Source organism: Nocardia sp. NPDC023852, assembly GCF_040639505.1.
Taxonomy (GTDB): Bacteria; Actinomycetota; Actinomycetes; order Mycobacteriales; family Mycobacteriaceae; genus Nocardia.
In genome coordinates, this window is record NZ_JBFAAB010000014.1 from 55,497 (window position 1) to 81,582 (window position 26,086).

General features: G+C 65.5%; 1 protein-coding gene. It reads left to right on the top strand.

All coding sequences use genetic code 11. The features are described from left to right. The first annotated feature begins 1,506 nt into the window (after window positions 1–1,506). Window positions 1,507–25,977, top strand: coding sequence for a non-ribosomal peptide synthase/polyketide synthase (locus AB0H00_RS19590; protein ID WP_357268002.1), 24,471 nt, complete (start codon window positions 1,507–1,509; stop codon window positions 25,975–25,977). The last annotated feature ends 109 nt before the right edge of the window (window positions 25,978–26,086 follow it).

The following is a 26,086-nucleotide window of genomic DNA, read 5'->3' on the forward strand; positions in this document are numbered from 1 at the left end:
TTCTCCGTAAAATTCGCAGGACGCGCCGGATCCCTACCGCTCGATGCGTCAACCGCTGCTGGCGAGTAGCGGCGGTCAGAGCGCACGACTCGATCTTCTGGAGGGCTGGAAACCATCAGGGCTGCCGGAAAACTCTCGGCTCACATGTCGAACGGGCCAACCCGCGCTGTGTCACACCGCATTGCCCCCGGTGGGACGTGTTGGGAAACCCATGGCCTCGGTCGAGTACATCGACATTCCTCCCGGCTACCAAAACTCAGACGTGGCCGGGCTGAAAACCGCGCCGTACGGGGCCGTCTCGCCTTGGCGCGCGGCTCAGGCCTGCGATTATCGACCACTGTCAGGGGCTTTGTCGCAAGTGCGCCCGGCCATATCCGTCCGAGCGGGAAATGGTATCGATCGACATCATTCGACCCGCTCCCGCTCAACGGGATTGCTCTCCCGCCGTGACACGCAGCCATGGTGGCGTCTGTTCGTGATCCCAGAGGCGGCGTAGAAACCCTGTTCCTCAACGTGATTCGGCATGCGCAGCTGATCGACGCGGCGCATGGCGCCCGGCCTTCGTCACCGGGATCGCACGGGAACCGCTGGGGAGAATCGCAGGAATGTCCCGTCGAAAATGAGATCCAGAAGGCATTCAGCCCGAAATGGGAACCCCGCCGGTCCACCAAAATCGGGCCAGTTCCGATTGTGTCGTGAGGGAATTATCGGATTTTGTAGAAATTGCCCGATTTATTGTTCTCGGCTGAGCGGGCGAACGCCGTTTCGTCGAAGGCTCGGGCGGTGTCGAATTCGCCTCGCGCCCTTGGGAAAACAGTATTAATTCCTGATTCAGAGGGCGCCGTTTGGAATTGCCATTCCATTGCTATACTTCTCTACCGGGGGTACCTGGAGGGGGAGTGGCGTCCCACGGTCGCCTGAACGGTAGCCGCCGACGGGTGCGGCGGCGGCCATCCATGGTCGGGTCCGCCCCTGTGGGCGAGGATCTCCTGCAAGTGATCGTCATGTCCAATTCGGGTAGTTTGCACCGAATTCCCTTCGATGACAGGAAATTTTGCGGAGTACCCTGCGCCCGTATGACAGGATCGAGCGCGGTCTTCGCGGCCGATTCCTGCGAACCGAAGATCGAAACGCCCGCCTTCCACGCAGGTTTGAGGGTTGGGTGTGTCTAGACTGAGCGCGAATGCTGTTAGATAGCTGATCGTACGTGGGCCTGGACGATCATCTGCATGTCCAAAAGTCCTGCTTTTCAGATTTTGAGATGTTGGAAAACATCGCCAAATGAGAGGTGGGTGGTCTCCGTGCAAGGCCGGTCGGCACTGGGAAGGGATTCCTGGGCGCGGCCGGAGTGGATCAAACGCTGTACATGATCGGCGCGTTCGGAAGCAGGGGTCCGCGCCGCTTCGACGTAGACGAAGTGCATATAACGGCAAATGTCGGACACGGGCAGGGCTGCGTAGTACGGCCGTGCCTCAGTGCCTCCGAGTCTGAATGAGGGGTCATAGGATGAATCTGCAGTCAGCCGGAACCGACGACCACGATCTGGGTCTGATTCCGCTCTCCAGGGCGCAGTACGGCATGTGGTTCGCGGACAACATGCCCGGCGGACCGGCTGTCAACATCGCGCAGTACGTCGAGATCGAAGGCCCGGTAGACCTCGATGCATTCAGTCGGGCGGTGAACAAGGCCGGGCATGAGACCGAGTCCCTGGTGGTACGGGTAGTCGAGTCCGACGGTCGCCCATATCAATTCGTCGATCGCAGCATCGTCTACGACGAGTCCGTGCTGGATGTCAGCGGTGCGGACGATCCGTTTGCGGCGGCGATGGAATGGATGCGCCGCGACTACAACACCAAGGCCGTCGACCTCAGCCGTGACCGGCTCACCGCGATGCGGCTCATCCGGCTCGCCGAGAACCGGTATCTCTGGTACGGACGTGCCCATCACCTCGTGATCGACGGTTACGGCGCGTTCAATGTCGTGAGCCGGATGGCCGAGCACTACAACGCTATCGTCGAGAACAGGCCCCCTGCGCGGTTGGTGGCGGCCGGGTTGCGCGACGTCATCGAAGCGGAGCGTGCTTATCGCGCCAGCTCTCGGTTCGAAAACGACAAAGCGTACTGGCTCGACAAGGTTGCCGACCTTCCTACGCCGGTGAGTCTGTCCGGCCGCACCGCGCGCGCGAGCAAAGTCGACCGCGTAGCCGGTCTGCAGCTTCCCTCGAGGTTGTCCGAGCTGCTCGATCGCTTCGCCGACGACCTGGGAGCGTCGCCCGCGCAGGTCGTGGTCGCCGCGTTCGGCGCGTTCCTCGCCCGGATGACACGTACCGACGATGTGGTGTTGTCCATGCCGGTGAGTGGGCGAGTGACGAAGCGCCTGCGCAATGCCGCCGCGATGTTGGCGAATATGGTGCCGATTCGATTCACCTTGGATGCGACCACGACCGTGGAGGAGTTGGTTCGCGCTTCGGTGTCCGAACTCGTCTCGGCGATGCGGCACCAGCTCTACCGGTTCGAGGATCTGCGCCGCGACTCGAATGCGCTGGACGCGGCCGCGAACTCGTTCGGTCCGATCGTCAATATCCTGTTCTTCGACTCCGAGATCCGCCTCGGGTCGGCCGTCGGCCGATACCGGGCACTGACTTCCGGGGCGCTCGACGACCTGCAACTGAACTTGTACCGCTCCGGTGCCGATGCGCCGCTGCTGATCGAACTGCACGGAAACTCGAATCTGTACGGTCAGGAAGAACTCGAATCGCACGCAGACCGGTTCATCGAGTTCCTGCAGCGGATGATGGAGTTGCCCAGAGAAACGCCCATCGTCGACATCCAGCTCCTCGACCCTGTCGAGAAGCTGCGAATCCTCGGGGAACTCGCGGGCCACGACGGCGAATCGCCCTCCGAGACACTGGTGGATCTGCTCACGCGACAGGCTGCGGCCACTCCGTCCGCGGTAGCAGTCACATCGGGTACGACCGCCCTCACCTACCGTCAGCTGGACGAGCGGTCCAACCGGTTCGCGCGCAGGCTCATCGCCCTCGGTGCGGGGCCGGAATCACTGGTGGCCATCGCGATGCCACGGGATGCCGATCTGATCGTCGTCGTGCTGGCCGTGCTGAAGTCGGGCGCGGGGTATCTGCCGTTGGACGCGGCCCATCCGGCCGAACGGCTCGAATACGTTCTGAACGATGCCGATCCTGTCGTCGTCGTGACAAACCGGAGCATGCGCGAGTATGTGCCGGGAGATCCCAGCCGGGTGGTGCTGTTCGACGACGCGGCCGACCGCGATGTTGCCTCGGATCCGATCGACGATGCCGATCGGACGGGCTCGCTGTGTTCCGACAACGTCGCCTACGTCATCTACACATCGGGATCGACCGGTCGACCGAAGGGTGTGTCGATACCCCATCGCGCTGTCGCCAGCTACTTGGTGAACGCGTGTGCCGAGATCGGAGTTCGATCCGACGACGTCTGGACGTTCTTCCATTCGATCGCGTTCGACTACTCGGTATGGGAAATATTCGGCGCGTTGATCACTGGTGGCCGTGTCGTCGTCGTGGACAGCCTCACCACGCGTTCGCCGGACGACCTCGTGCGCCTGGTGGCACGCGAGAAGGTGACCCACTTCAACCAGACGCCCACGGCGTTCAATCAATTCGCCGCCGCGCGGCAGCGGTACGCGCAGGCAGGCGAGCCCGATGGCGAAATCGTCCTTCGCCTGGTCTACCTCTCGGGGGAAGCTCTCAACCCGGTGGCATTGGCGGACTGGTATGAGCACAACCCGAAATCGCCCATGCTGGCCAACAGCTACGGGATCACCGAAACCACGGTCATCCTCACTTACCTCGGCCTGACACCGGACATTGCCGTGCCGGGTGCGCCGAGCACGATCGGCCCGCCGTTGCCGGGTGTGCGGATATATGTCCTCGACGAGCAGTTGCGCCCAGCTCCGCTGGGAGCATGGGGCGAGATCTATGTCGCGGGAGACCAACTCGCCCGCGGCTATCTCAACAGACCTTCGTTGACCACGGGACGATTCGTCGCCGACCCGTTCGGGAAGCCGGGCGAGCGCCTCTATCGCAGCGGCGATGTCGCACGATGGAATCACCAGGGCGTGCTGGAATACCGCGGCCGCGCCGATCAGCAGGTGCAGCTGCGTGGGTTCCGCATCGAGCTGGACGAGATCCGCAACGCGCTGTTGACCCACAGCGCTGTCTCGGCGGCGGTCGTGGTAGTGCATCTCCCCGGTACCGAGGCAGCACGGCTCGTCGGATACGTCGTGCCTGTCGGCGACACCGCCTGTGCGGCCGACTCTCTTCGCGCTCATGTCGGAACACTGCTGCCGGAATACATGGTGCCGTCGAGCATCGTCGTGTTGCCGGCGTTGCCGCTGACAGTCAACGGCAAATTGGACGTGCGTGCGCTGCCGGAACCGGTGTTCGATTCGGCCGCGGCGTATGTGGCTCCGCGTACGGTCGTCGAGGAGTCGATCGCCGACGTCTTCGCCGAGGTTCTGGGTACGGAGCGGGTAGGCGTGCTGGACAGCTTCTTCGAACTGGGCGGCAATTCGCTCACCGCGACCAGTGCCGCCGTGCGCATCGCCGAGGTGACCCGATGCGACGTGTCGGTCCGTGACCTGTTCGGTAGACCGACCGTCGCCGAACTCGCCGCGCATATCGAGGATGGGCACCGCCCCAACCGGCCCGCGCTGAGGGCGGCCCGGCGGGTCGAGCCCCTGCCCTTGTCGCCCGCGCAGAACAGGATGTGGTTGGTCAATCAGGCCGACCCGGCGTCGGCGGCGTACAACATTCCGCTGGTGGTGCAGTTGACCGGACGCCTCGACGCCGCGGCGCTGCGGGCCTCCCTCACGGACGTGATCGATCGGCACGAGTCGCTGCGTACCTTCTATCCTGCCGTGGATGGGGAAGGGACACAGGTCATTCTGTCGGCCGAGCAGGTTGTCGCCGAACTCGATCTGACGCCGAAGCCGACCGACAGCGACGACATCGTGAACCGGATTCGCGAGCTGGCGTCGATCGGGACCGATGTGCGCGAGCGTCCGCCGATCCGGGTCGCGCTGCTTGCGACAGCCGACCGTCTGCGTCACGTATTGGTCGTTGTCCTGCACCATATCTGCTGCGACGGATCGTCCCTCCGACCACTCGCGGCCGATGTCGCGACCGCCTACGGGGCGAGGTCGGAGGGAAAGACGCTGGACTGGCAACCATTGACGGTGCAATACGCCGACTACAGCATCTGGCATCGCAGCCTGCTCGGCGACGAGGACGATCCGGACTCGCTGGCGTCACGTCAGTTGCGTTATTGGGCAGAGCAGCTGGCGGGCATGCCGCCGGTGCTGGAGCTTCCGACCGACCGTCCGCGTCCTGCCCGCCAGTCCATGCACGGCGACGTAGCGGACACCGTGATCCCGGCCGACACCTTCGCCGGGATCGAGCGATTGGCGCGCACGACGCATGTCACCACCTTCATGGTCGTCCATGCCGCGCTGGCTGTTCTGCTGGCCCGCCTGTCGGGCTCGTCGGACATCATCATCGGCACGCCGGTCGCGGGGCGGGGCGAACGCGCGCTCGAGCCGCTTATCGGTATGTTCGTCAACACTGTGCCGCTGCGCACCGAGGTCCGTTTCGACGAATCGTTCACCGCGTTCCTGGCTCGCGTCAAAGAGATCGATGCCGATGCCTTCGCCTGCAGTGACCTGCCGTACGAACGCGTCGTGGAGGAACTCGATCCGAAACGGTCCATGGCGTACGCACCGCTGTGCCAGGTGTATCTCGCTTTCGAGAACATGGACCGCGCGAGCTTGGAGCTGCCCGAACTCACGGTCGAGATTCTGGATCCGGGGCCCGAGCCTGCGAAAGTGGACATCATCGTTACCGTCGCCGAAAATACTGCCGCCGGTGGCGATGTCGCACTGCGGATCAACTATGCGACGGATCTGTTCGACCGGGGGACGGTCGAGGAGCTCGCTGCCCGATTGAATCGGATTCTCGAGGGGTTCGTGGCAAACCCGCAGGTGCCGGTGGGTGGTGCGGACTTGTTGTCGGTGGATGAGCTGCTAGGGCTGGTGCCTGCGTCGGGTGGTGTGGCGGAGGGCCCACGGGTGTTGGCGGAGTTGTTGGCGGTGGGGGATCCGGGGGCGACCGCCGTGGTGTCGGGTGAGCACGTGGTGTCGTATGGGGAGTTGGATGCCTGGTCGAATCGTGTGGCGCGAGTCTTGATCGAGAGCGGTGTGGGCCCGGGTGACCAGGTCGCGCTGGCTATGGCGCGGTCGGTGGAGTTCGTGGTCGGATTGTGGGCGGTGACCAAGGCGGGCGCCGCATTCATGCCGGTCGATCCTCGGAATCCGACCGAGCGGGTCGCGCACATGATCGAGGACGCCGATGCGCGGGTCGCGATCACGGTAGAAGCATCACGGAACCTGCTTCCTGGCCAGGTCCAGCAGTTGGTTCTCGACGACCTGGACACCGAGGGCTTTATCGCGGCGCGGTCGTCGGCGGTAGTGACGGACGCGGACCGGGTGCGGGCATGTCATGTCTCGGACACGGCGTATGTGGTGTACACGTCGGGGTCCACAGGCACCCCCAAAGGTGTCGCGGTCACGCATGAGGGGTTGGCGAACTTCGCGGCCGAGCAGCGTGAACGCTACCGGGTCGAGAGTTCCTCGCGGGTGTTGCAGTTGGCGGCCCCGGGTTTCGACGCGGTGGTATTGGAGTTGCTGCTGGCCCATGCGAACGGTGCCGCGTTGGTGGTGTCGCCGCCGGAGGTGTTCGCCGGCGCGGAGTTGGCGGAGTTGATTCGCACACAGCGGGTGTCGCATGCGTTCGTCACACCGAGTGTGCTGGCTACGATGTCGCCTGCCGGACTGGACTCATTGCAGGTGCTGGTAGCGGGCGGGGAAGCGGTATCGCCGGAGACTGTCGCGGTATGGGCGCCGGAACGTCGGTTGTTCAACGGGTACGGGCCGACCGAAACCACGATCATGGTCGCGATCAGCGACCCGCTGCGAGTCGGGGACCCGGTCACCATCGGTGGTCCGATCCGCGGTGTCGAGGCTGTCGTGTTGGACGCTCGGCTGCGACCGGTCCCGGTCGGGGTGACGGGGGAGCTTTGCTTCTCAGGTACGCAACTGGCCCGTGGATACCTCAACCAACCCGGCGCCACAGCCGCCACATTCGTGGCCAATCCTTATGGTCCTGCCGGTACCCGTATGTACCGCACCGGTGACCTGGCACGCTGGACACCCGAGCACACCCTGGAATACCTCGGGCGGACCGACTTCCAAGTGAAAATCCGCGGTCAACGCATCGAGCTCGGCGAAATAGAAGCCGTTCTCGCCGGTCACCCCGATGTGTCGGTAGCGGTGACGGTGGGTGTAGCGACGGACGGCGGATCGAGACTGGCCGCCTACGTGGTGCCCGCGAACGGCGCCATCGACAACGCGGAACTGTTGAACTACGCCGCGCAACGCTTGCCGTCACACATGGTCCCGGACACCGTCATGGTGCTCGACACGCTGCCGCTGTCGTCGGTGGGCAAGGTCGACCGTGCGGCGTTGCCGGAACCGGTGTTTGCCACCACCACCACAGAATTCGTCGCGCCGCGTGACGCGGCCGAGCAGGTCGTCGCGGATATCTACGCGGGCGTTCTGGGAATCGAGCGAGTCGGTGTCCTCGACAGCTTCTTCGATCTCGGCGGCAACTCGCTGTCCGCTACCCGGGCCGCAGCGCGACTGAGCGCCGCATTCGGCGTCGATGTTCCCTTGCGCGCGGTATTCGAGGCGCCGACCATCGCGGCGTTGGCGGAGAATCTTCGGACCGCCAACGCGGTAGAACGGGAACCTCTTGTGCCGCAGGAGCGCCCGGATCGGATCCCGCTGTCACCGGCACAGGCGCGCATGTGGTTCCTCAATCAGTTCGACACCAGCTCGCCGGTGTACAACGTTCCGCTGGTCGTGCGCCTGTCCGGAAATCTCGAGGTGGCCGCCATGCATGCGGCAATCGCCGACGTGCTCGACCGACATGAATCGCTCCGGACCGTGTATCCGGACAGCGACACCGGGCCGCACCAATTGATTGTCCCGGTGGACGTGGCCTTGCCACGATTGGCCCCAGTCGCTGTCGCGGAGAGCGGCATCGAGGCGCGCATCGCCGCCGAAGTGGCAGTCGGATTCGACGTCACATCCGAGGTTCCGTGTCGGATCACGTTGCTGAGCAGTGCACCCGACGAACACACCCTGATTCTCGTCGTTCATCACATCAGCATCGACGGGTCATCGCTCGCACCGCTCGCCGCAGACCTGATGACCGCCTACCGGGCCCGCGTTCGGCAGCAGGCGCCGCAGTGGGTGCCATTGCCGGTGCAATACGCGGATTACGCATTGTGGCAACGAAAGTTGCTGGGCACGGAGGACGACCCGCACAGCCCGACTGTCGCCCAGACCGGGTATTGGCTGGCGGCTCTCGCCGACCTGCCCGAAGTGCTCGACCTGCCCACCGACCGTCCACGGCCGGTGAAGCAGTCGTTCCGCGGCGCGACAGTGTCGGCGGCCTTGCCTGCCGATCTCCACCGTGACGTGGTCGCGCTGGCCCGGCGTTACGACGCGACAGTCTTCATGGTGACGCATGCGGCATTCGCGGTTCTGCTCGCGCGGCTGTCGGGAACCGGTGACATCGCGGTCGGCACGCCGATCGCGGGTCGCGGTGAGCCCGGGCTCGACGGCCTAATCGGAATGTTTGTCAACACTCTGGTGCTGAGGTCGCAGATCAAGCCGGATGCCTCATTCCTCCGTGTTCTGGATCAAGTCCGGGCCGCCGATCTGGCCGCGTTCGAGAACGCCGACATTCCGTTCGAGCGCCTCGTCGAGGTGCTGAATCCGCCGCGCTCGACTGCACACGCACCGTTGACGCAGGTGGGATTCTCGTTCCAGAACATCGAGATCCCCACGGTCGAGTTCGATGGCTTGACGGTTTCGGCCCACATGGCCGACCCGAGCGTGGCCAAATACGACCTGCATCTGAATCTCGTCGACGCCACCGAGCCTGGCGGTGAACCGGGCGACATGGCGGTCGAATTCAGTTACGCGACAGATCTTTTCGATGAGGCCACGATCACCGCGATGTTCGACCGCTACCTGCTGCTGCTCCGCTCGGCCGTTGCCGATCCCGCGCGCGCCATCGGTGACATGGACCTGCTGAACGCGCACGAGGTCGGTGAGCTCACCGCGCGATCGACAGGAGTGACGACCCAGGCGTCGACCTCGACGATCGCGGACTTGTTCGCCGCGCAGGCAGCGGTGACGCCCGAGAACACAGCCGTGCTCGACGCGGAGAACGGAGGCCGGCACAGTTACCGTGAGTTCGCGGCACGGGTGAATTCGCTGGCCCGAGTGTTGATCGGACGAGGGGTCGCCCCTGGAACCGTTGTGGCGGTGGCGATGCGGCGCTCCGTCGATCTGCTGACGACGCTGTACGCGATCCATGCCGCGGGCGCGGCATACCTGCCCTTGGATCCGGACCACCCGGTCGATCGAGTGCGTGCCGTCCTGACGGCCGCGCGGCCGACTGCGGTCCTCACTCGTCTGATCGACATGGCAAGTCTGACCGACGACGTGCCGGTGTGGGTGCTAGAGGAGCTCGACGCCGGGCACGTGGATTCGTCGATGGTGACCGATGCCGATCGGAGTCGGCCGCTGCATCCGGATGACCTGGCCTACGTCATCTACACGTCCGGCTCGACTGGTGTACCGAAGGGTGTGGCCGTGCCGCACGCCGCCGTGGTGAATCAACTCCGGTGGATGCGCGATCACTACCGGCTCGCCGGCGACGACGTCATGATGTTGCGAACACCGGTCACATTCGATCTGTCGGTCTGGGAACTGTTCTCCGCCTTGACATGTGGTGCATCGTTGGTAGTAGCGGGTCCGGACGCCCATAGCGACCCGAGTGCTATCGCACGGCTGATGGCCGAGTATCAAGTGACGACAGCGGATTTCGTGCCGTCGTTGCTCGCGGCATTCCTCGAGGTGGCCGCTCCTCGCGAGTTTCCGAACCTCCGGCGTGTGATGTGCATCGGCGAGGCGCTTCCCGCCGACACTGTCCGCCGGTTCCGGGATCTCAGCGATGCGCGCATCGACAACCTCTACGGGCCGACCGAGGCCGCGGTCAGCGTGACCGCACACCGAATCGACGCGCTCGACGGCGTCGCGGTGCCGATCGGCGTCCCGGAGACGAACGTGGTCGTCCATGTGCTGGATTCGCGGCTGCATCCCGTTCCCATCGGAGTGACCGGCGAGTTGTATCTGGGGGGTGTTCAGCTGGCCCGTGGATACCACGAACTTCCCGGTCTGACGGCGGCGACGTTCGTCGCCGATCCTTTCGGCGGGGCGAGCGGTTCACGCCTGTATCGCACCGGCGACCTGGTTCGCTGGGACGAGGACGGAAGCCTGCGATATGTCGGCCGCGCCGACTCCCAGGTGAAGGTGCGCGGCCTGCGGATCGAGCTCGGTGACATCGAAGCCGCGTTGCTCGCACACGAGCAGGTGAGCGCGGCCGTCGCGCAGGTGCGCACCGATCGCGGCGAGCAGCGCTTGATCGCCTACGTGGTGGCCGAAGAGGCGCTTGATGCCAAGCGGATTCGGGCCTTTCTGCTGGAACGGCTGCCTGCCTATATGGTGCCGTCACCGGTGGTCCGGATCGACTCTATCCCGCTCACGGCGAACGGCAAGGTCGACTACAGAGCGTTGCCCGTGCCGGATCCGAGCACCCACGAGTCGGAGTATCGAGCGCCGCGGGGGCTCGTCGAGCAGACCATCGCCGGGGTTTTCGGCGAGCTTTTCGGCCTTCCCGAGATCGGCGCGGACGATAACTTCTTCGACCTGGGCGGAAACTCGCTCATCGCGACTCGCGCTCTGAGCCGCGTCGGCGATGTCATCGGTGTGTCCATACCGGTGCGAGTGATATTCGAGGCACCCACCGTTGCTGATCTGGCCGAGCGTATCTCGCGGTTGCGTGCGGTGCCGAGCCTTCCCGCGCCGACGCGGAATCCGAGGCCGGATCGTCTTCCGCTGTCGCAGGCACAGACCCGCATGTGGTTCCTCAACCAATTCGACCCCGATTCGGCCGGATACGTGGTGCCACTCGCGATTCGGCTCGACGGTGTCCTCGACATCGATGCGCTGGCAGCGGCCGTCGGTGATGTCATCGAGCGGCACGAGAGTTTGCGCACCGTATACCCGGCGGTTGACGGTACGCCCACGCAGGTCGTGCTGGACGCGGCCGAGGTCGTCGCGATGTGCGATCTCACGCCACAGCCGATCGGAGAGCGCGAGCTGTCACGCCGGTTGGCCGAGTTCACGAGCGTCGGATTCGATGTGTCGAAGGGTGTGCCACTGCGCGTAGCGCTGTATCAGCTGTCGGACACGACCTGGACAGTGGCGTTGGCCGTGCATCACATCAGTTGCGATGGCTATTCGGTGGCGCCGCTGGCCGCCGATATCGTGACGGCCTATCGGGCGCGGTCCAGCGGAAACCCGCCGGACTGGGCGCCGCTGCCGGTGCAATTCGCCGATTACGCTCTCTGGCAGCGCGAGGTGCTCGGCTCGGCGGACGACCCGGATTCGCACGTGGCCCGCGACATCGCCTACTGGCGAACCCAACTCGCGGGTATACCGGATCTGCTCGAGCTGCCGACCGATCGGCCGCGGCCGATCGAGCAGACCCAACGCGGCGCGGTGCTTCACGTCACGATCCCAGGTGAGCTGCAGGGACGGGTGGAGTCGCTGGCGCGTCGAGCCGGTTCGACGACGTTCATGGTGGTGCACACGGCTCTGGCAGTGTTGCTGTCGCGGCTGTCCGGCAGCGACGACATCACCATCGGGGTGCCCCATGCGGGACGCGGCGACAGATCGCTCGACAACCTCGTCGGGATGTTCGTCAACACCCTGGTGATGCGCACCAGGATCACGCTCGATCGCACGTTCATGAGTTTGCTGGATGAGGTGCGGCGCACCGACATCGAGGCATTCGACCATGCCACCGTCCCGTTCGAGCAGTTGGTGGATGCGCTGAATCCCGCGCGGTCGACAGCGCACACGCCGTTGTTCCAGGTATTGCTCGCCTACCAGAACATGACGCAGGCTCGCGTCGAACTTCCGGAGCTCACCGTCGAGAACGTGGACCCGGGTGACAGCGCCGCGATCTACGACCTGCTGCTCATGATGACGGAGGGGCACGGCACGCACAACGAGCCGACCGGCATGACGCTGCGCCTGACGTATGCCACGGACCTGTTCGACGAGGACTCTGTACAGCGTTTCGCCGATCACTTCGTCCGTGTTCTCGACGCCGCCGCGAACGATCCCGATGCGGCCGTCGGTGAGCTCGAGCTGCTCGACGCCGCAGAGCGGCATCAGGTGCTCGAGCGATGGAACGACACCGCCGGCCCCGCCGCAGCAGGCCGGACCCTTGTCGACGCCTTCGACGAACAGGTCGCACGCACCCCGGACGGTCCAGCGATCCGCCTTCCGGATGGCAGCACGTTGACCTACCGAGATTTCGACACCCGCGTCAATCGTCTGGCCCGGTGGCTCATCGCGCGCGGTGCGGGGCCGGACACCGTTGTGGCGGTGGCTGTCCGCCGGTCGGTCGAGCTCATTACGACGCTGTACGCGGTAGTGAAGGCAGGCGCCGCGTACCTTCCGATCGACCCGGACCATCCGAGCGCGCGGATCGCCCGCGTGCTGAGCGCGGCGCGGCCGCTGATGGTACTCACGACCTCCGCGGACGGCGAGGAACTGCCAGGTGGATTCGAATCCGCTCGGATCGACCAACTGGACGTGACGGGTCTGTCCGATGCCCCGATCGCGGATGCCGAACGCCGGATACCGCTCCGGCCCGACCACCTCGCCTACGTCCTGTTCACCTCCGGCTCCACCGGCGTCCCCAAGGGGGTCGCCCTGACCCATTCCGCGACCGTGAGTCAATTGGCGTGGGCGCAGCAGCAATGGCCGCACGGCGCGTCCGACGCGGTGCTGTACAAGACTCCGATCACCTTCGACATCGCCGTGTGGGAGTTGTTCTGGCCACTGCAGACCGGAGCGCACATCGTCGTCGCCGAACCCGACGGACACCGTGACCCGGTCTACATGGCAGGCGTCATCGCAAGTCATGAGGTCACCACGGTGCACTTCGTCCCGTCGATGCTCGATGTTCTCCTGGAATCCACCGGTGGCGCGGAGCTGCCGTCGATCCGGCGGGTATTCGTCGCGGGTGAGGCGCTGGCGCAGCGCACTGTCGACGCTGCGGCGCGCGTGTTCGGGAATGCGGATGTGGTGAACTGGTATGGCCCGGCGGAGGCGGAGGTCGTCACAGCTCAGCGGTGCGTGCCGGGTGTGGCAACCTCTGCGACCGTCCCGATCGGTGCACCGGTGTCCGGCATGAAGGTCTATGTGCTGGACTCGAGGCTGCGACCTGCGCCGGTCGGTGTCGTCGGCGAACTGTATGTGTCGGGTGTCCAGCTGGCGCGCGGGTATCACGCGCGCGCCGACCTCACCTGCGGTGCCTTTGTCGCGCACCCGTTCGGTGTGCCAGGTGAACGGCTGTACCGTACCGGTGACCTGGTCCGGTGGACCAAAACCGGGGAGCTGGAGTTCATGGGCCGCAGTGACTTCCAGGTCAAGGTGCGCGGTCAGCGAGTGGAACCGGGTGACGTCGAAGCCGCGCTGTCCGCGGTTCCGCAAGTCGCGCGTGCTGTGGCTGTCGTGACGGCGGAACGAATCGTCGGATATGTGACGCTGGTACCGGGCGCGGTGACCGATGGCCGCGCGATTCGTGACCAACTCACTCGCTCGCTGCCGTCGTACCTGGTTCCAGCCGGCGTGCAGGTACTCGATTCGATGCCGCTCACCGCGAACGGCAAGCTCGATCGAGCCGCGTTGCCGCAGCCGGTTTTCGACGACGGCAAGGAGTTCGTATCGCCTCGCACCGAACGCGAAGTGGCACTCGCGAATGTGATTGCCGAGATCACGGGCGCCGATCGGGTGAGTGTGACGGCGAACGTCTTCGAGATCGGTGTCAACTCGCTCTCCGCTGCGCAGATAGCGGCGCGAGCCGAGGCGGCTCTCGGTGTCGAGGTCGGCATCCGTGACATTTTCCACGAGCCCACAATTGCCGGATTGTCCGAACGGATCGCGACCCGAACCCGTTCTACGGTGAATCCGCTCGCGCCGCGTCCACGCCCCGCGGCTGTCCCGTTGGCGGCGGCTCAACGCCGGATGTGGTTCCTCAACCAGTTCGACACCGCCTCGGCGGCATACAACATCTGTTTCGCGGCTCGGTTGACCGGCCCACTGGACGTCGATGCGTTGCGCGCGGCGTTACTGGATGTGGTGACCCGGCACGAACCGTTGCGGACGGTGTATCCCGCTGTCGACGGAGAACCGTGTCAGGTAGTGCGGGACGAAGCGGCGATAGCGGCGGACCTGGTGTTGGATCGAGAGCCGGTCGTCGACGAGACGGAGCTGGCCGACCGGATCCGGAATGCTGTCGGAGCAGGTTTCGATATCACGAAATCGGCGCCCGTACGGGCGCGGCTGTATCAGGCCGGCGCCCACGATCATGTGCTGGTGCTCGTGGTCCACCACATCGCTGCGGACGGATCGTCGATGGCGCCGCTCGCCCGCGACGTTTTCGCCGCGTATCGGGCCCGCGCGAATGGAGTAGCACCGCAGTGGGAACCGCTGGAAGTCCAGTATGCGGACTACGCGATGTGGCAGCAGGAGATGCTCGGTTCCGAAGACGATCCGACATCCGTGGTCGCGCGGCAGATCGCGTACTGGACCGAGGTCCTCGGCGATTCCCCGGAACTGCTCGGCCTGCCGACTGATCGGCCCCGGCCCGCCACGATGTCGATGGTCGGCGGCAATGTTCGCTTCGGCATGCCGGCATGGCTGCACGACGACATCGTGCGGCTGGCACAGCGTTCGGGCGTCACGGTGTTCGTCGTGCTGCATGCGGCGTTGGCGATCCTGTTGGCTCGCACCGCGCACAGCGAGGACGTCTCGGTCGGGACACCCGTCGCCGGTCGCGGCAGGCGGGAGTTGGACGATCTGGTCGGCATGTTCGTCAACACAGTGGTGTTGCGCACAAAGGTCCGCGACGACCGGTCGTTCGCGGAACTTTTGGCGGAGGTGCGCGGCGTCGATCTGGAGGCGCTCGCACACGCGGATGTGCCCTATGAACGGCTGGTCGACGTCCTCGGTCGTCCGCGATCGACGGCGTACTCGCCGCTGTTTCAGGTGATGCTCGGGTTGCAGAATACGCGCGCGGCGCGGTTCGAGCTGCCCGGCGTCGGTGTCGAACTCCTCGACCCGGGTATCGCGCAAGCCAAGACCGACCTCACCGTGTTGGTGACCGAACGCCTGGAGGGCGATCGGCCTGCCGGAATCGACGGCGAGATCATCTACGCCACAGATCTGTTCGTCCGATCGACCGCCGAATCGCTCGCCGAGCGGTTTATCCGCGTCCTCGAAGCGGTCACCTCCGATCCGACCCGGCCGGTAGGGGAGATCGGGCTGCTCAGCGCCGAGGAGACCGAAAGCCTACTTCCGGCACGCGGCGGCGACACCACGCGTCCGTGTCGACTTCCCGATCTGCTGGCGTCGGCCGTGGCGGCAGACCCATCCGCGGTTGCCGTGATCGGGGATACCGAGACCATCACGTACGGGGAACTCGACCGTCGGGCCAACCAGCTGGCCCGTCACCTGCTCGCCGGGGATGTCGGACCGGGAGCGTTTGTCGCGTTGGCGGTGCCGCGGTCGGTCGACTATCACGTCGCCATGTGGGCGATCGCGAAGACCGGTGCCACGTTCGTCCCGGTGGATCTGCGGTATCCCCCGGAGCGGATCGCGCACATGGTGAACGATTCCGGTGTCGAAGTCGGGATCACGCTCGCGGCCGCCCGTAAGTCGCTGCCGGGCGGTGTCCGATGGCTTGTGCTCGACGACCCGCGTTCGGCCGCTGGGACCGCGGCGTATCCCGTCAGCGCGGTCACGGATGCGGACCGCCCACGCGCACTGCAGATTCAGGATGCGGCGTATGTGGTGTACACCTCCGGATCGACCGGAACGCCGAAGGGCGTCGTGGTCACGCACGAGGGGTTGGCGGGTTTCGCGGCCGAGCAGCGTGATCGTTATCGGGTGGACAGCACATCGCGAGTGCTGCAAGTAGCGGCGCCCGCCTTCGACGCGGTCCTGCTCGAGGCGTTGATGGCGCATGCGGCGTGCGCGTCCTTGGTGGTGTCGCCACCGGACGTGTTCGGCGGCCAGGAACTGGCCGATGTGATCCGGACGCATCAGGTGTCGCATGCGTTCCTGACGCCGAGTGTGTTGGCGACGATGGCGCCGGCCGACCTCGAATCGGTGCGGATGCTGGCCGTCGGCGGCGAGATGGTGGCTCCGGATCTGGTTGCCGCCTGGGCGCCGGGTCGGCGGTTGCACAATATCTACGGTCCGACGGAGACGACGATCGTGATCACGATGAGTGATCCGGTCCAGGCCAACGACGCGATCACGATCGGCGGTCCGATCCGCGGTGCGGAGGCTATGGTCCTGGACGGCCGGTTGCGACCGGTGCCGGTCGGAACCGCGGGCGAACTGTACCTGTCGGGTGCCCAGTTGGCTCGCGGGTATTTGAATCGGCCCGCGACGACCGCCGGTGCGTTCATGGCGAATCCCTACGGTGGTGCGGGTTCGCGGATGTACCGCACCGGCGACATCGTTCGCTGGACCGCGGAGCGCACGCTCGAATACATCGGCCGCATCGATTTCCAGGTCAAGATTCGTGGCCAGCGGATCGAACTCGGCGAGATCGACGCCGCGCTGCTCGCGGATCCGAGGGTGGCGTCCGCTGTGACCGTGAGTCGCAACGGACCGGGCGGGCAACCCGTACTCGCCGCGTACATCGTGCCGGAACTCGGAACGGTCGTCGAACCGAGCGCGGTACTCGATCAGGTGGCTGCCGTATTGCCCACCCACATGGTGCCCTCGACAATCATGGTGCTCGACCGCATGCCGCTGTCCTCGACCGGCAAGGTGGATCGAAAAGCGCTGCCAGAACCCGTCTTCGAAATTGCCGGAGACGATGCGGTCGCGCCGTCTACCGACCTGGAGCGCACCATCGCCGCCGTCTTCGCGGACGTGCTGGGAATGACGTCGGTCGGCGCTACCACCTCGTTTTTCGCGCTCGGCGGTGATTCCATCATGTCGATCCAGTTGGCATCCCGACTGAAGTCCGCAGGTGTCATCGTGACTGCTCGGGACATCTTCGAGCGCAAGACGGTTCGTGGGCTGGCGCGAGTGGCCGAAGCCGCTGAACGGGTGTCGCTCGAGGAACTGCCCGGGGGCGGTGTGGGCGAAATCCCGTTGACGCCGATCGTGTCCTTCTTCACCGATCGACTCGGGGCGGCAGATCGGTTCGCCCAGTCGATGCTGGTGCGCTTGCCGCGCGACGTGCGAGTCCAGGACGTGACCGAGACTGTGCAGGTGATGCTCGAACGGCACGACATGCTGCGGTCGAGGCTGCGTGAACGCCGGCTCGACGTGCTGCCCGAAAGCGCCGCCGATGCCGCGGGTTCGGTCGCGACCCGCACCTTCCGTGCGGAGGACGTTCCAGGCAGCGACGGTTTCACCGCCGTGGTGGAAGCGGCATTGGCGGAGGCATCCGACCGCCTCGATCCGGCCGAGGGCCGGATGCTGCAGGTTGTGTGTCTGCTTCCCGAAGCGGGCGTCGATGCCGATGCCCGTGCCCTCATCGTGATCCATCACCTCGCTGTCGATGGGGTGTCGTGGCGGATCCTGATCCCCGACTTCGTGGCCGCCTGGCAGCAGATCACGCAGGGGCGGCCAGTGGAGTTGCCCGCGCAGGGCACATCCATGCGCCGGTGGGCGCACGCGTTGGCGGCCGCCGCCGCAGATCGCGTTGGCGAGTTCGAGCTGTGGCATCGGATGAGTGCGGCTGCCGATCCACTGCTCGGCCGTGCGGTGTTGGATCCCGCCGTCGACACCCAGTCGACGGTGCGGCATCTGACGGTGTCCCTCCCGACGGAGGTGACCTCGGCGTTGCTCGCGGTGGTCCCCGACGCTGTTCGCGGCAGCGTCGACGATGCGCTGCTGGCTGGTCTCGTCGTGGCGGTGACACGCTGGCGCAGGCGGCGCGGTGTCGCACATGCGGGCATGAAAGTCCTGTTGGAGGGCCATGGCCGTGAGGAGCAGATTGCCGAGGGAGCAGACGTCTCTCGCACCGTTGGTTGGTTCACCAACGCGTATCCGGTCACGCTCGATCTGAGCGGAATCGAGGACTCGGACCTGCGCGCGGCAGTGAAGTCTGTGAAAGACCAGTTGCGCGACATCCCCGACAAGGGGATCGGTTACGGCCTGCTGCGCTATCTGAACACCGACACGGCCGACCGACTCGCAGCGTCGCCGGAGCCGCAGATCAGCTTCAACAATCTCGGCCGCGTCGGCGTCGATCTGACGACACTGTCGGACGTCGCGTGGATTCCGACCGACGAGCAGTTCGATCGACGGGCTGCGTTCGATCCGGAAATGCCTGCGGCAGCGGCCGTCACGATCGACGTGAATATCGTGGACGCCGAGGCCGGACCTCAGTTGTCGGCGCACGTGGGTTACGCCTCGCGGTTGCTCGACCGCGATGACGTGGCCGAACTCGTCGGCGAATGGGTGGATGCCGTGACCGGGATCGCCACAGCGGCCCGCGCGAACGATGACTGGGGACTCTCCCGAGCAGACGTTCCGCTCGTCGATGTCACCCAGCCCGACCTGGACGCGTTCGCCGACCGGTACGGACCGCTGACCGACGTATGGTCGCTGGCGCCGCTCCAGGCGGGGCTGCTGTTCCACGCCGAACTCGCCGCAGGCGAACTCGACGTATACACGGCACAATCGGTACTGGCCCTTGCCGGCGAAGTGGACGAGGGCCGGCTCGAGCGTTCTGCGACAGCCTTGCTCGAGCGGCATATCAACCTGCGCGCGGCATTCACCCGAACGGCCGACGGCGTTCCTGCGCAGGTTGTTCCCGTCGATACTGCCGTGTGCTGGCGCAGCGTCGATCTGACCGACAGTCCAAGGGAACTGGATGAGTTGATCGCGGCCGAACGCGCGGTCACATTCGATCCCGCCGACCCGCCGCTGTTGCGATTCCTGATCGTTGCTGTAGCGCCGCAAGACTTCCGGCTTGTGTTGACGGCACACCACCTTCTGCTGGACGGCTGGTCGTTGCCTCTGTTGTGGCGTGAGCTGATCGGTCTCTACGCGGTGGACACCCAGGTGGATCTGTTGCCGGCTGTGGCGTCGTACCGCGATTACCTGGAATGGTTGGACCGGCGCGACTGGGCCGCCGGCATCGAGGCCTGGCGAGACGTGCTGCGCGATTTCACCGAACCCACGCTGGTCGCGGACTCGCGCACGGACACGACCGTAGATATACCGATCGATCTCGCGATTGTTCTCGATCGCGCCGTCACAGCCGAGTTGGTCGAGTTCGCTCGGGCTCGAGCGGTGACGATGGCGACGATTGTGCAGTTCGCCTGGGCGGTGGTCCTGGGGAACCTGCTCGGCGTCGAACGCGTGGTGTTCGGTAGCACGGTCTCCGGGCGTCCCGCCGAACTGCCGGGCGTGGAGTCGATGATCGGCCTGTTCATCAACACGGTTCCGATCGGCGTGAACGTGTGCCGGGACTGGACCATGCAGGACGCGCTGAACCGGTTGCAGGCGGACAACACCCGTCTGCTCGACCATCACTACGTCGAACTGTCGCAGATCATGTCGGCCGTTGGCGCTGCCCAATTGTTCGACACACTGGTCGTCTTCGAGTCGTATCCGGTCGACAGCAGCGGCCTCGGCGACGCCGATATCGACGGTATGCGGGTGGTCTCCGCGGAGGGAAGTGACGCCGCGCACTACCCGATCACTGTTCAGGCGCACCAGACCGACGAGCTGCACGTCCGAATCCGCTACCAACAGTCCCGTATCGATGCCGTGACGGCGTCCGGTCTGGCCGCCCGCGTCGAAACCGTCCTGCGAGCTATCACGACTGATCCGCAAGCGCGGCTTGGTGCCGTCGACCTGTTGACCGACGATGAGCGGCGTGAATTGGTGCCGGCTTCGGGTGGGAGTGCGGAGGCGCCGCGAGCGCTGGCAGAGTTGTTGTCAGCCGGCGTAGTCGAGAACCCTGCTGCGGCGGCATTGATTTCGGGTGCGCGCACGGTGTCCTATGCCGAGTTGGATGAGTGGTCGAACCGGGTGGCGCGCGAGTTGATCGGTTGGGGTGTCGGACCGGGGGATCAGGTCGGGTTGGCGATGGCGCGTTCGCTGGAGTTCGCGGTCGGGGTGTGGGCCGTGGCCAAGTCGGGCGCCGCGTTCGTGCCGTTGGATCCTCGGAACCCGGCCGAGCGTGTCGCACACATGGTCGCGGACTCCGGTCTGCGGGTCGCTATGACGACCGAGGCATCGCGGAACCTGCTTCCCGACCGGGTCCGGCTGATGGTTCTCGACGATCCGGACACCGAGGCGTCGATCTCGTCTCGATCGTCGGCGGTTGTCACCGATGCGGACCGGGTGCGTGCGCCGCATGTTCGGGATGCGGCATACGTGATCTACACCTCGGGTTCGACGGGGACCCCGAAGGGCGTTGCGGTGACGCACGAGGGGTTGGCCAACTTCTCGGCCGCCCAGCGTGACCGTTTCCAGGTGGACAGTGGGTCGCGGGTGTTGCAGGCGGCGGCTCCGGGTTTCGATGTGATGGTTCTCGAGGTTCTGCTGGCGCACGCGAATGGCGCTTCATTGGTAGTGCCTCCGGCGGAGGTGTTCGCCGGCGAGGAGTTGGCGGAGTTGATTCGTACGCATCGGGTGTCGCACGCGTTCGTGACACCGAGTGTGTTGGCGACGATGTCGCCTGCCGGGTTGGATTCGTTGCGGGTGTTGGTGGCGGGTGGGGAAGCGGTATCGGCCGAGACGGTCGCGGTGTGGGCGCCGGGGCGGTGGCTGTTCAACGGGTACGGGCCGACCGAGACCACGATCTTGGTCGGAATCAGCGACCCGTTGCGTGTCGGCGACCCGGTCACCATCGGTGGTCCGATCCGTGGTGTCGAGGCTGTCGTGTTGGATGCGTGGTTGCGGCCGGTGCCGGTCGGGGTGGTGGGTGAGTTGTACGTCGCGGGTGTGCAGTTGGCACGTGGGTATATGAACCGGCCCGCGACAACGGCGGTGGCGTTCGTGGCGAATCCGTTCGGTGCGACCGGCTCACGGATGTACCGCACCGGCGACCTGGCACGCTGGACTACCGATCACACCCTCGAATACCTCGGCCGCACCGACTTCCAAGTCAAAATCCGCGGTCAACGCATCGAGCTCGGCGAGATCGAAACCGTCCTTGCTGGACACCCCGGGGTAGAACACGCGGTTGTCGTGTTGCGGAAGGACGAGCGCGGCATCGACCGGCTCGTCGGCTACCTCGTAAGCGACGAGGATGTGGATCCAAGCGAGGTCAGGGCTACCGCACGGTTGCGGTTGCCTGCGCACATGGTGCCCGACGCGTTCATGGTTCTCGCCGAACTCCCGCTTACCACGACCGGCAAGCTCGACCGCCTCGCGCTTCCCACGCCGGAATTCTCGGACGGTCGAGAGTGGATCGCCCCGCGCGACGATACCGAGCGGCGCGTCGCGGAAGTGTTCGGGAACGTTTTGGGCATCGAAAGAGTAGGAGCGACGGACAGCTTCTTCGACCTCGGTGGCAATTCGCTGTCGGCAACGCGGGCGACTGCCCAGTTGAGCACGGCACTCGAAGTGAGCATCGGTGTCCGGGACCTGTTCGAAGCGTCGACTGTCGCCGAGTTCGCCACTCGTCTGGCTACCCTCGAGCGCAGCGTTCGGGTACCGCTGACACCGAGAACTCGGCCTGCTCTTGTGCCTCTTTCACCTGCACAACAGCGGATGTGGTTCCTCAATCAATTCGACACCTCGGTCGGCGCGTACAACATCCCGTTGGTGATTCGGCTCCAGGGCGAGCTCGACATCGACGCGCTGCGGCAGGCGTGCGAAATGGTCATCGCCCGGCACGAGTCGCTTCGCACCAAGTTCCCCATGACCGACGGAACGCCTCATCAGGTCGTGGTGCCTGTCGAAGACGTCGCCCCCGTGCTGACTCCGGTCGCGGTCGACGAAGAGCATGTCATGGAACGGGCGGCCGCCGCGGTCTCGGCGAGCTTCGATGTCACACAGGCGCCTCCGTTGTGTGTCGAGGTGTTCGCTCTCGGTCCCCGTGATCACGTTTTGGTGATCACCGTGCATCACATCTGCGCCGACGGACAGTCGATGATGCCGCTCACGCGGGATGTCGCAGTGGCCTACCAGGCGAGTAGGGAAGGGACAGAGCCGATGTGGCCGGCCCTTCCGGTCCAGTACGCGGACTACTCGTTGTGGCAGCGCGAGGTGCTCGGCGATGAGCACGATCCCGACTCGGTGATGTCCCGGCAGTTGCGATTCTGGAAGGACACACTCGGCGGGCTGGCCGAGCTGCTCGAGTTGCCGACCGACCTGCCCCGACCACCGGTCGCGTCCATGCGCGGCGCCGCGGTCGAGTTCGAGATCCCCGTCCAGTTGCGGGCGCGGATCGACTCGGTCGCGCGGAAGGCGAACGCGACGGTTTTCATGGTCCTGCACGCCGCGTTGACCGTCCTGCTGTCGAGGCTGGCAGGTGTCGACGACGTCGCGGTGGGCACACCGGTGGCCGGCCGCGGGGAGCGCGAACTCGACGACCTGATCGGCATGTTCGTCAATACGGTCGTGTTGCGGTCGCGGGTGTCGTCGCAGCAGCCGTTCGCCGAATTGCTCGCCGCGACGCGTGAGACGGACCTGGCCGCGTTCGCACATGCGGATGTGCCCTTCGAGCAGATTGTCGAGACACTGAATCCGCCACGGTCTACCGCGCATCTTCCGGTGTACCAGGTGATTCTCGATGTCCAGAATCTCAGTAAGGCCGCGTTGGAGCTGCCGGGGCTCACTGTCGAGCCCATCGAGAGCGGTTTCGAGCAGGCACAGGCGGACCTGAGCGTGAAGCTTGTCGAAAGGTTCACCGACGAGGGGCGTCCGGCCGGCATGGTGGGGCGGCTGACCTTTGCCACCGACCTCTTCGTCGAGGAGACGATCAGTCGGTTCGCGCACGCGTACGTGCGGATCTTGGAGGAGGTGACCGCGAATCCGCAGGTCGTGGTCGGCGATATCGACATCGTGGATCCGGTGCAGCGAAGCGAATTGCTGGACGCGGCAGGGGATGACGGCGTCGCGGTCACGGACGCGACTCTCGGGGAGATGTTCGCCGCCCGCGCGGTCGCACAGCCGACGGCGGTTGCGGTGACTCACGGTAAGTCGCAGCTGACCTACGCGGAGCTGGATCAGCGCTCCGCCTTGGTCGCCGCTCGGCTGACCGAGCACGGCGTTGGGCCGGAATCGCTGGTGGCAGTGGCCTTGCCGCGGTCGATCGAGCTGATCGTGGGCCTGCTCGGAGTGCTGCGAGCGGGGGCGGCGTATCTGCCGCTGGATGTGGCATATCCGCAGGAGCGATTGCGGTTCATGCTCGACGACGCAGGTCCGGCGGCCGTGTTGACGACGGCCGACTTGGTGTCGGCGGTACCGGAGTACGCGGCGCCGGTGGTGCTCGTCGAGGATTGCGTGGACGCCGTCGCGAGTTCTTTCGGTCCGGTGGTGTCAGGTGTGCGGCCGGACAACGTCGCCTACGTGATCTACACCTCGGGCTCCACAGGTCGCCCCAAGGGGGTGGCGGTGAGCCATCGGGAAGTGGTCACATTGTTCACCAACGCGGCCGAGCGATTCGACGTCGGCCCCGATGACGTGTGGACGATGTTCCATTCGTATGCCTTCGATTTCACGGTCTGGGAAATCTGGGGCGCATTGCTGTCCGGCGGCAGGCTGGTCGTTGTCGACTACGACACCTCCAGGTCGCCGGAGGCGTTGGTGGACGTCGTGGCGCGGGAGCGCGTAACGGTGTTGAGCCAGACCCCATCGGCGTTCTACGGGTTCGCCGACGCGGAGCGCGTGTATCGCGAATCCGGCTGCACCGCTGGTGATCTCGCCTTGCGATATGTCGTTTTCGGTGGCGAAGCATTGGACGCGTCGCGGTTGACCGGCTGGTTCGCGGCGCACGAGCCGAAGTCGCCGAGATTGGTGAACATGTACGGGATCACCGAGACGACTGTGCACGTGACGTTCTGTGAAGTCGGTGCGGCGGGCGTGGCCGGGATCGGATCGCCGCTGCCGGGATTGCAGGTGTATGTGCTCGACGACCGGCTGCATCCGGTGCCGATCGGCGTCGCTGGGGAAATCTATGTGGCAGGTGGCCAACTCTCGCGTGGGTACCTGGGAGCTCCGGCGTTGACGGCGGGCCGATTCGTGGCGAACCCGTTCGATCCGGATGGCGCCCGGTTGTATCGGTCAGGAGATGTCGGCCGGTGGCGGAAGACCACCACCGGGCTGGAGTTGGTATACGTCGGCCGGGCCGACGCGCAGGTGCAGTTGCGCGGTTTCCGGATCGAGATGGGCGAGGTGGAGTCGGCGCTGCTCCGGCATCCGCTCGTGACGCGGGCAGCGGTGGCGGTGCATCACCACGATCGTGGCGTGGATCAGCTGATCGGTTATGTCGTGGGCGTCGACGGTAAGCAACTCGATCCGGGCGAAGTACGGGAAGCCGCTGCTCAGGTGTTGACGAGCTACATGGTGCCGTCCGCGATCATGGTCTTGCCTGAACTGCCGTTGACGGTCAACGGCAAGCTCGACCGAAAGGCGCTGCCCGCCCCCGATTTCGACGTACCGGCGAACGAGTTCGTCGCACCGCGGACCCATACGGAGAAAATGATCAGCGAGGTTTATGCGCAGGTCCTGGGAGTCCAGCGGGTCGGGGCATCGGACGGGTTCTTCGACTTGGGCGGCAATTCGCTGCTGGCCACGATGGTGGTGACCGAACTGCGTGCACGCGGTGTGACGATCGCGTTGCCGTGGATGTTCGACGATGCGACGCCGAAGGCGTTGGCGGTCAGAGCCGACGACGCGGAGGGAAGCTCCGGTCTGCAAGTGCTGCTTCCGCTGCGTGCGAGCGGCCCGAAGCCCGCGATATTCGGTGTCCACCCTGCGGGCGGGTTGGCGTGGTCCTACGGCGGTGTGGTCGAACATCTGCACAAGGATCGGCCGATCTACGGCTTGCAGGATCCGCATGTGGTGGAGGGCGAACCACCTGCGGACTCCGTGGATCAACTGGCCGAACGCTATGTGACCGAGATTCGCCGAGCCCAGCCCAGCGGTCCCTATCACCTGCTCGGATGGTCGTTGGGCGGTGCGATCGCGCATGCCATGGCGGTACGACTCCAGCGCGAGGGTGAGCAGGTCGGCATGCTGGCGATGTTGGACAGCGCCGCCGGTTCAGAGGAGGAGCTGGCCGCGGCGACGATCACCACCGCGGACGAGGCCGCGCCGGGACAGCTGATGGCCGACCTGCTCGGCGGCTGGCGGGAGTTGTTCGACCTCGGCGACGAGGTGACGGCAGCCACCCCTGAGCAAGCATGGGCCGTCATTCGTGAGCAGGTGACCGGAACTGGGATGTTCACCGCCGACCAGGCTGATCGGGTGATGAACAGCTTCGAGACTGCGAGCGGCATCGCGCACGATTACCGGCCGGAAGTTTTCGACGGCGACCTGGTCTTCTTCACCGCAGGGAAAGATCGCGCAGACCACGACGCTGTGGCACAGACGTGGCGACCGTACATCGCAGGCGACATTCACAACATGGTCGTCGACGCACGTCACCTCGAGATGACCCACCCATACGCACTGTCCGTCGTTTGCCCGATCCTCGAAAGGTTCATGAACGAATGCTGACAACTTTCCGGCAGCCCCGGCTCGGCAACAGCAGGACAGTCGCCTGTACGAGCCCGGCTGCGGCACGGATGCCGGGGGGCGATATATCGCGGTAGTGTCCCCGGTCGCG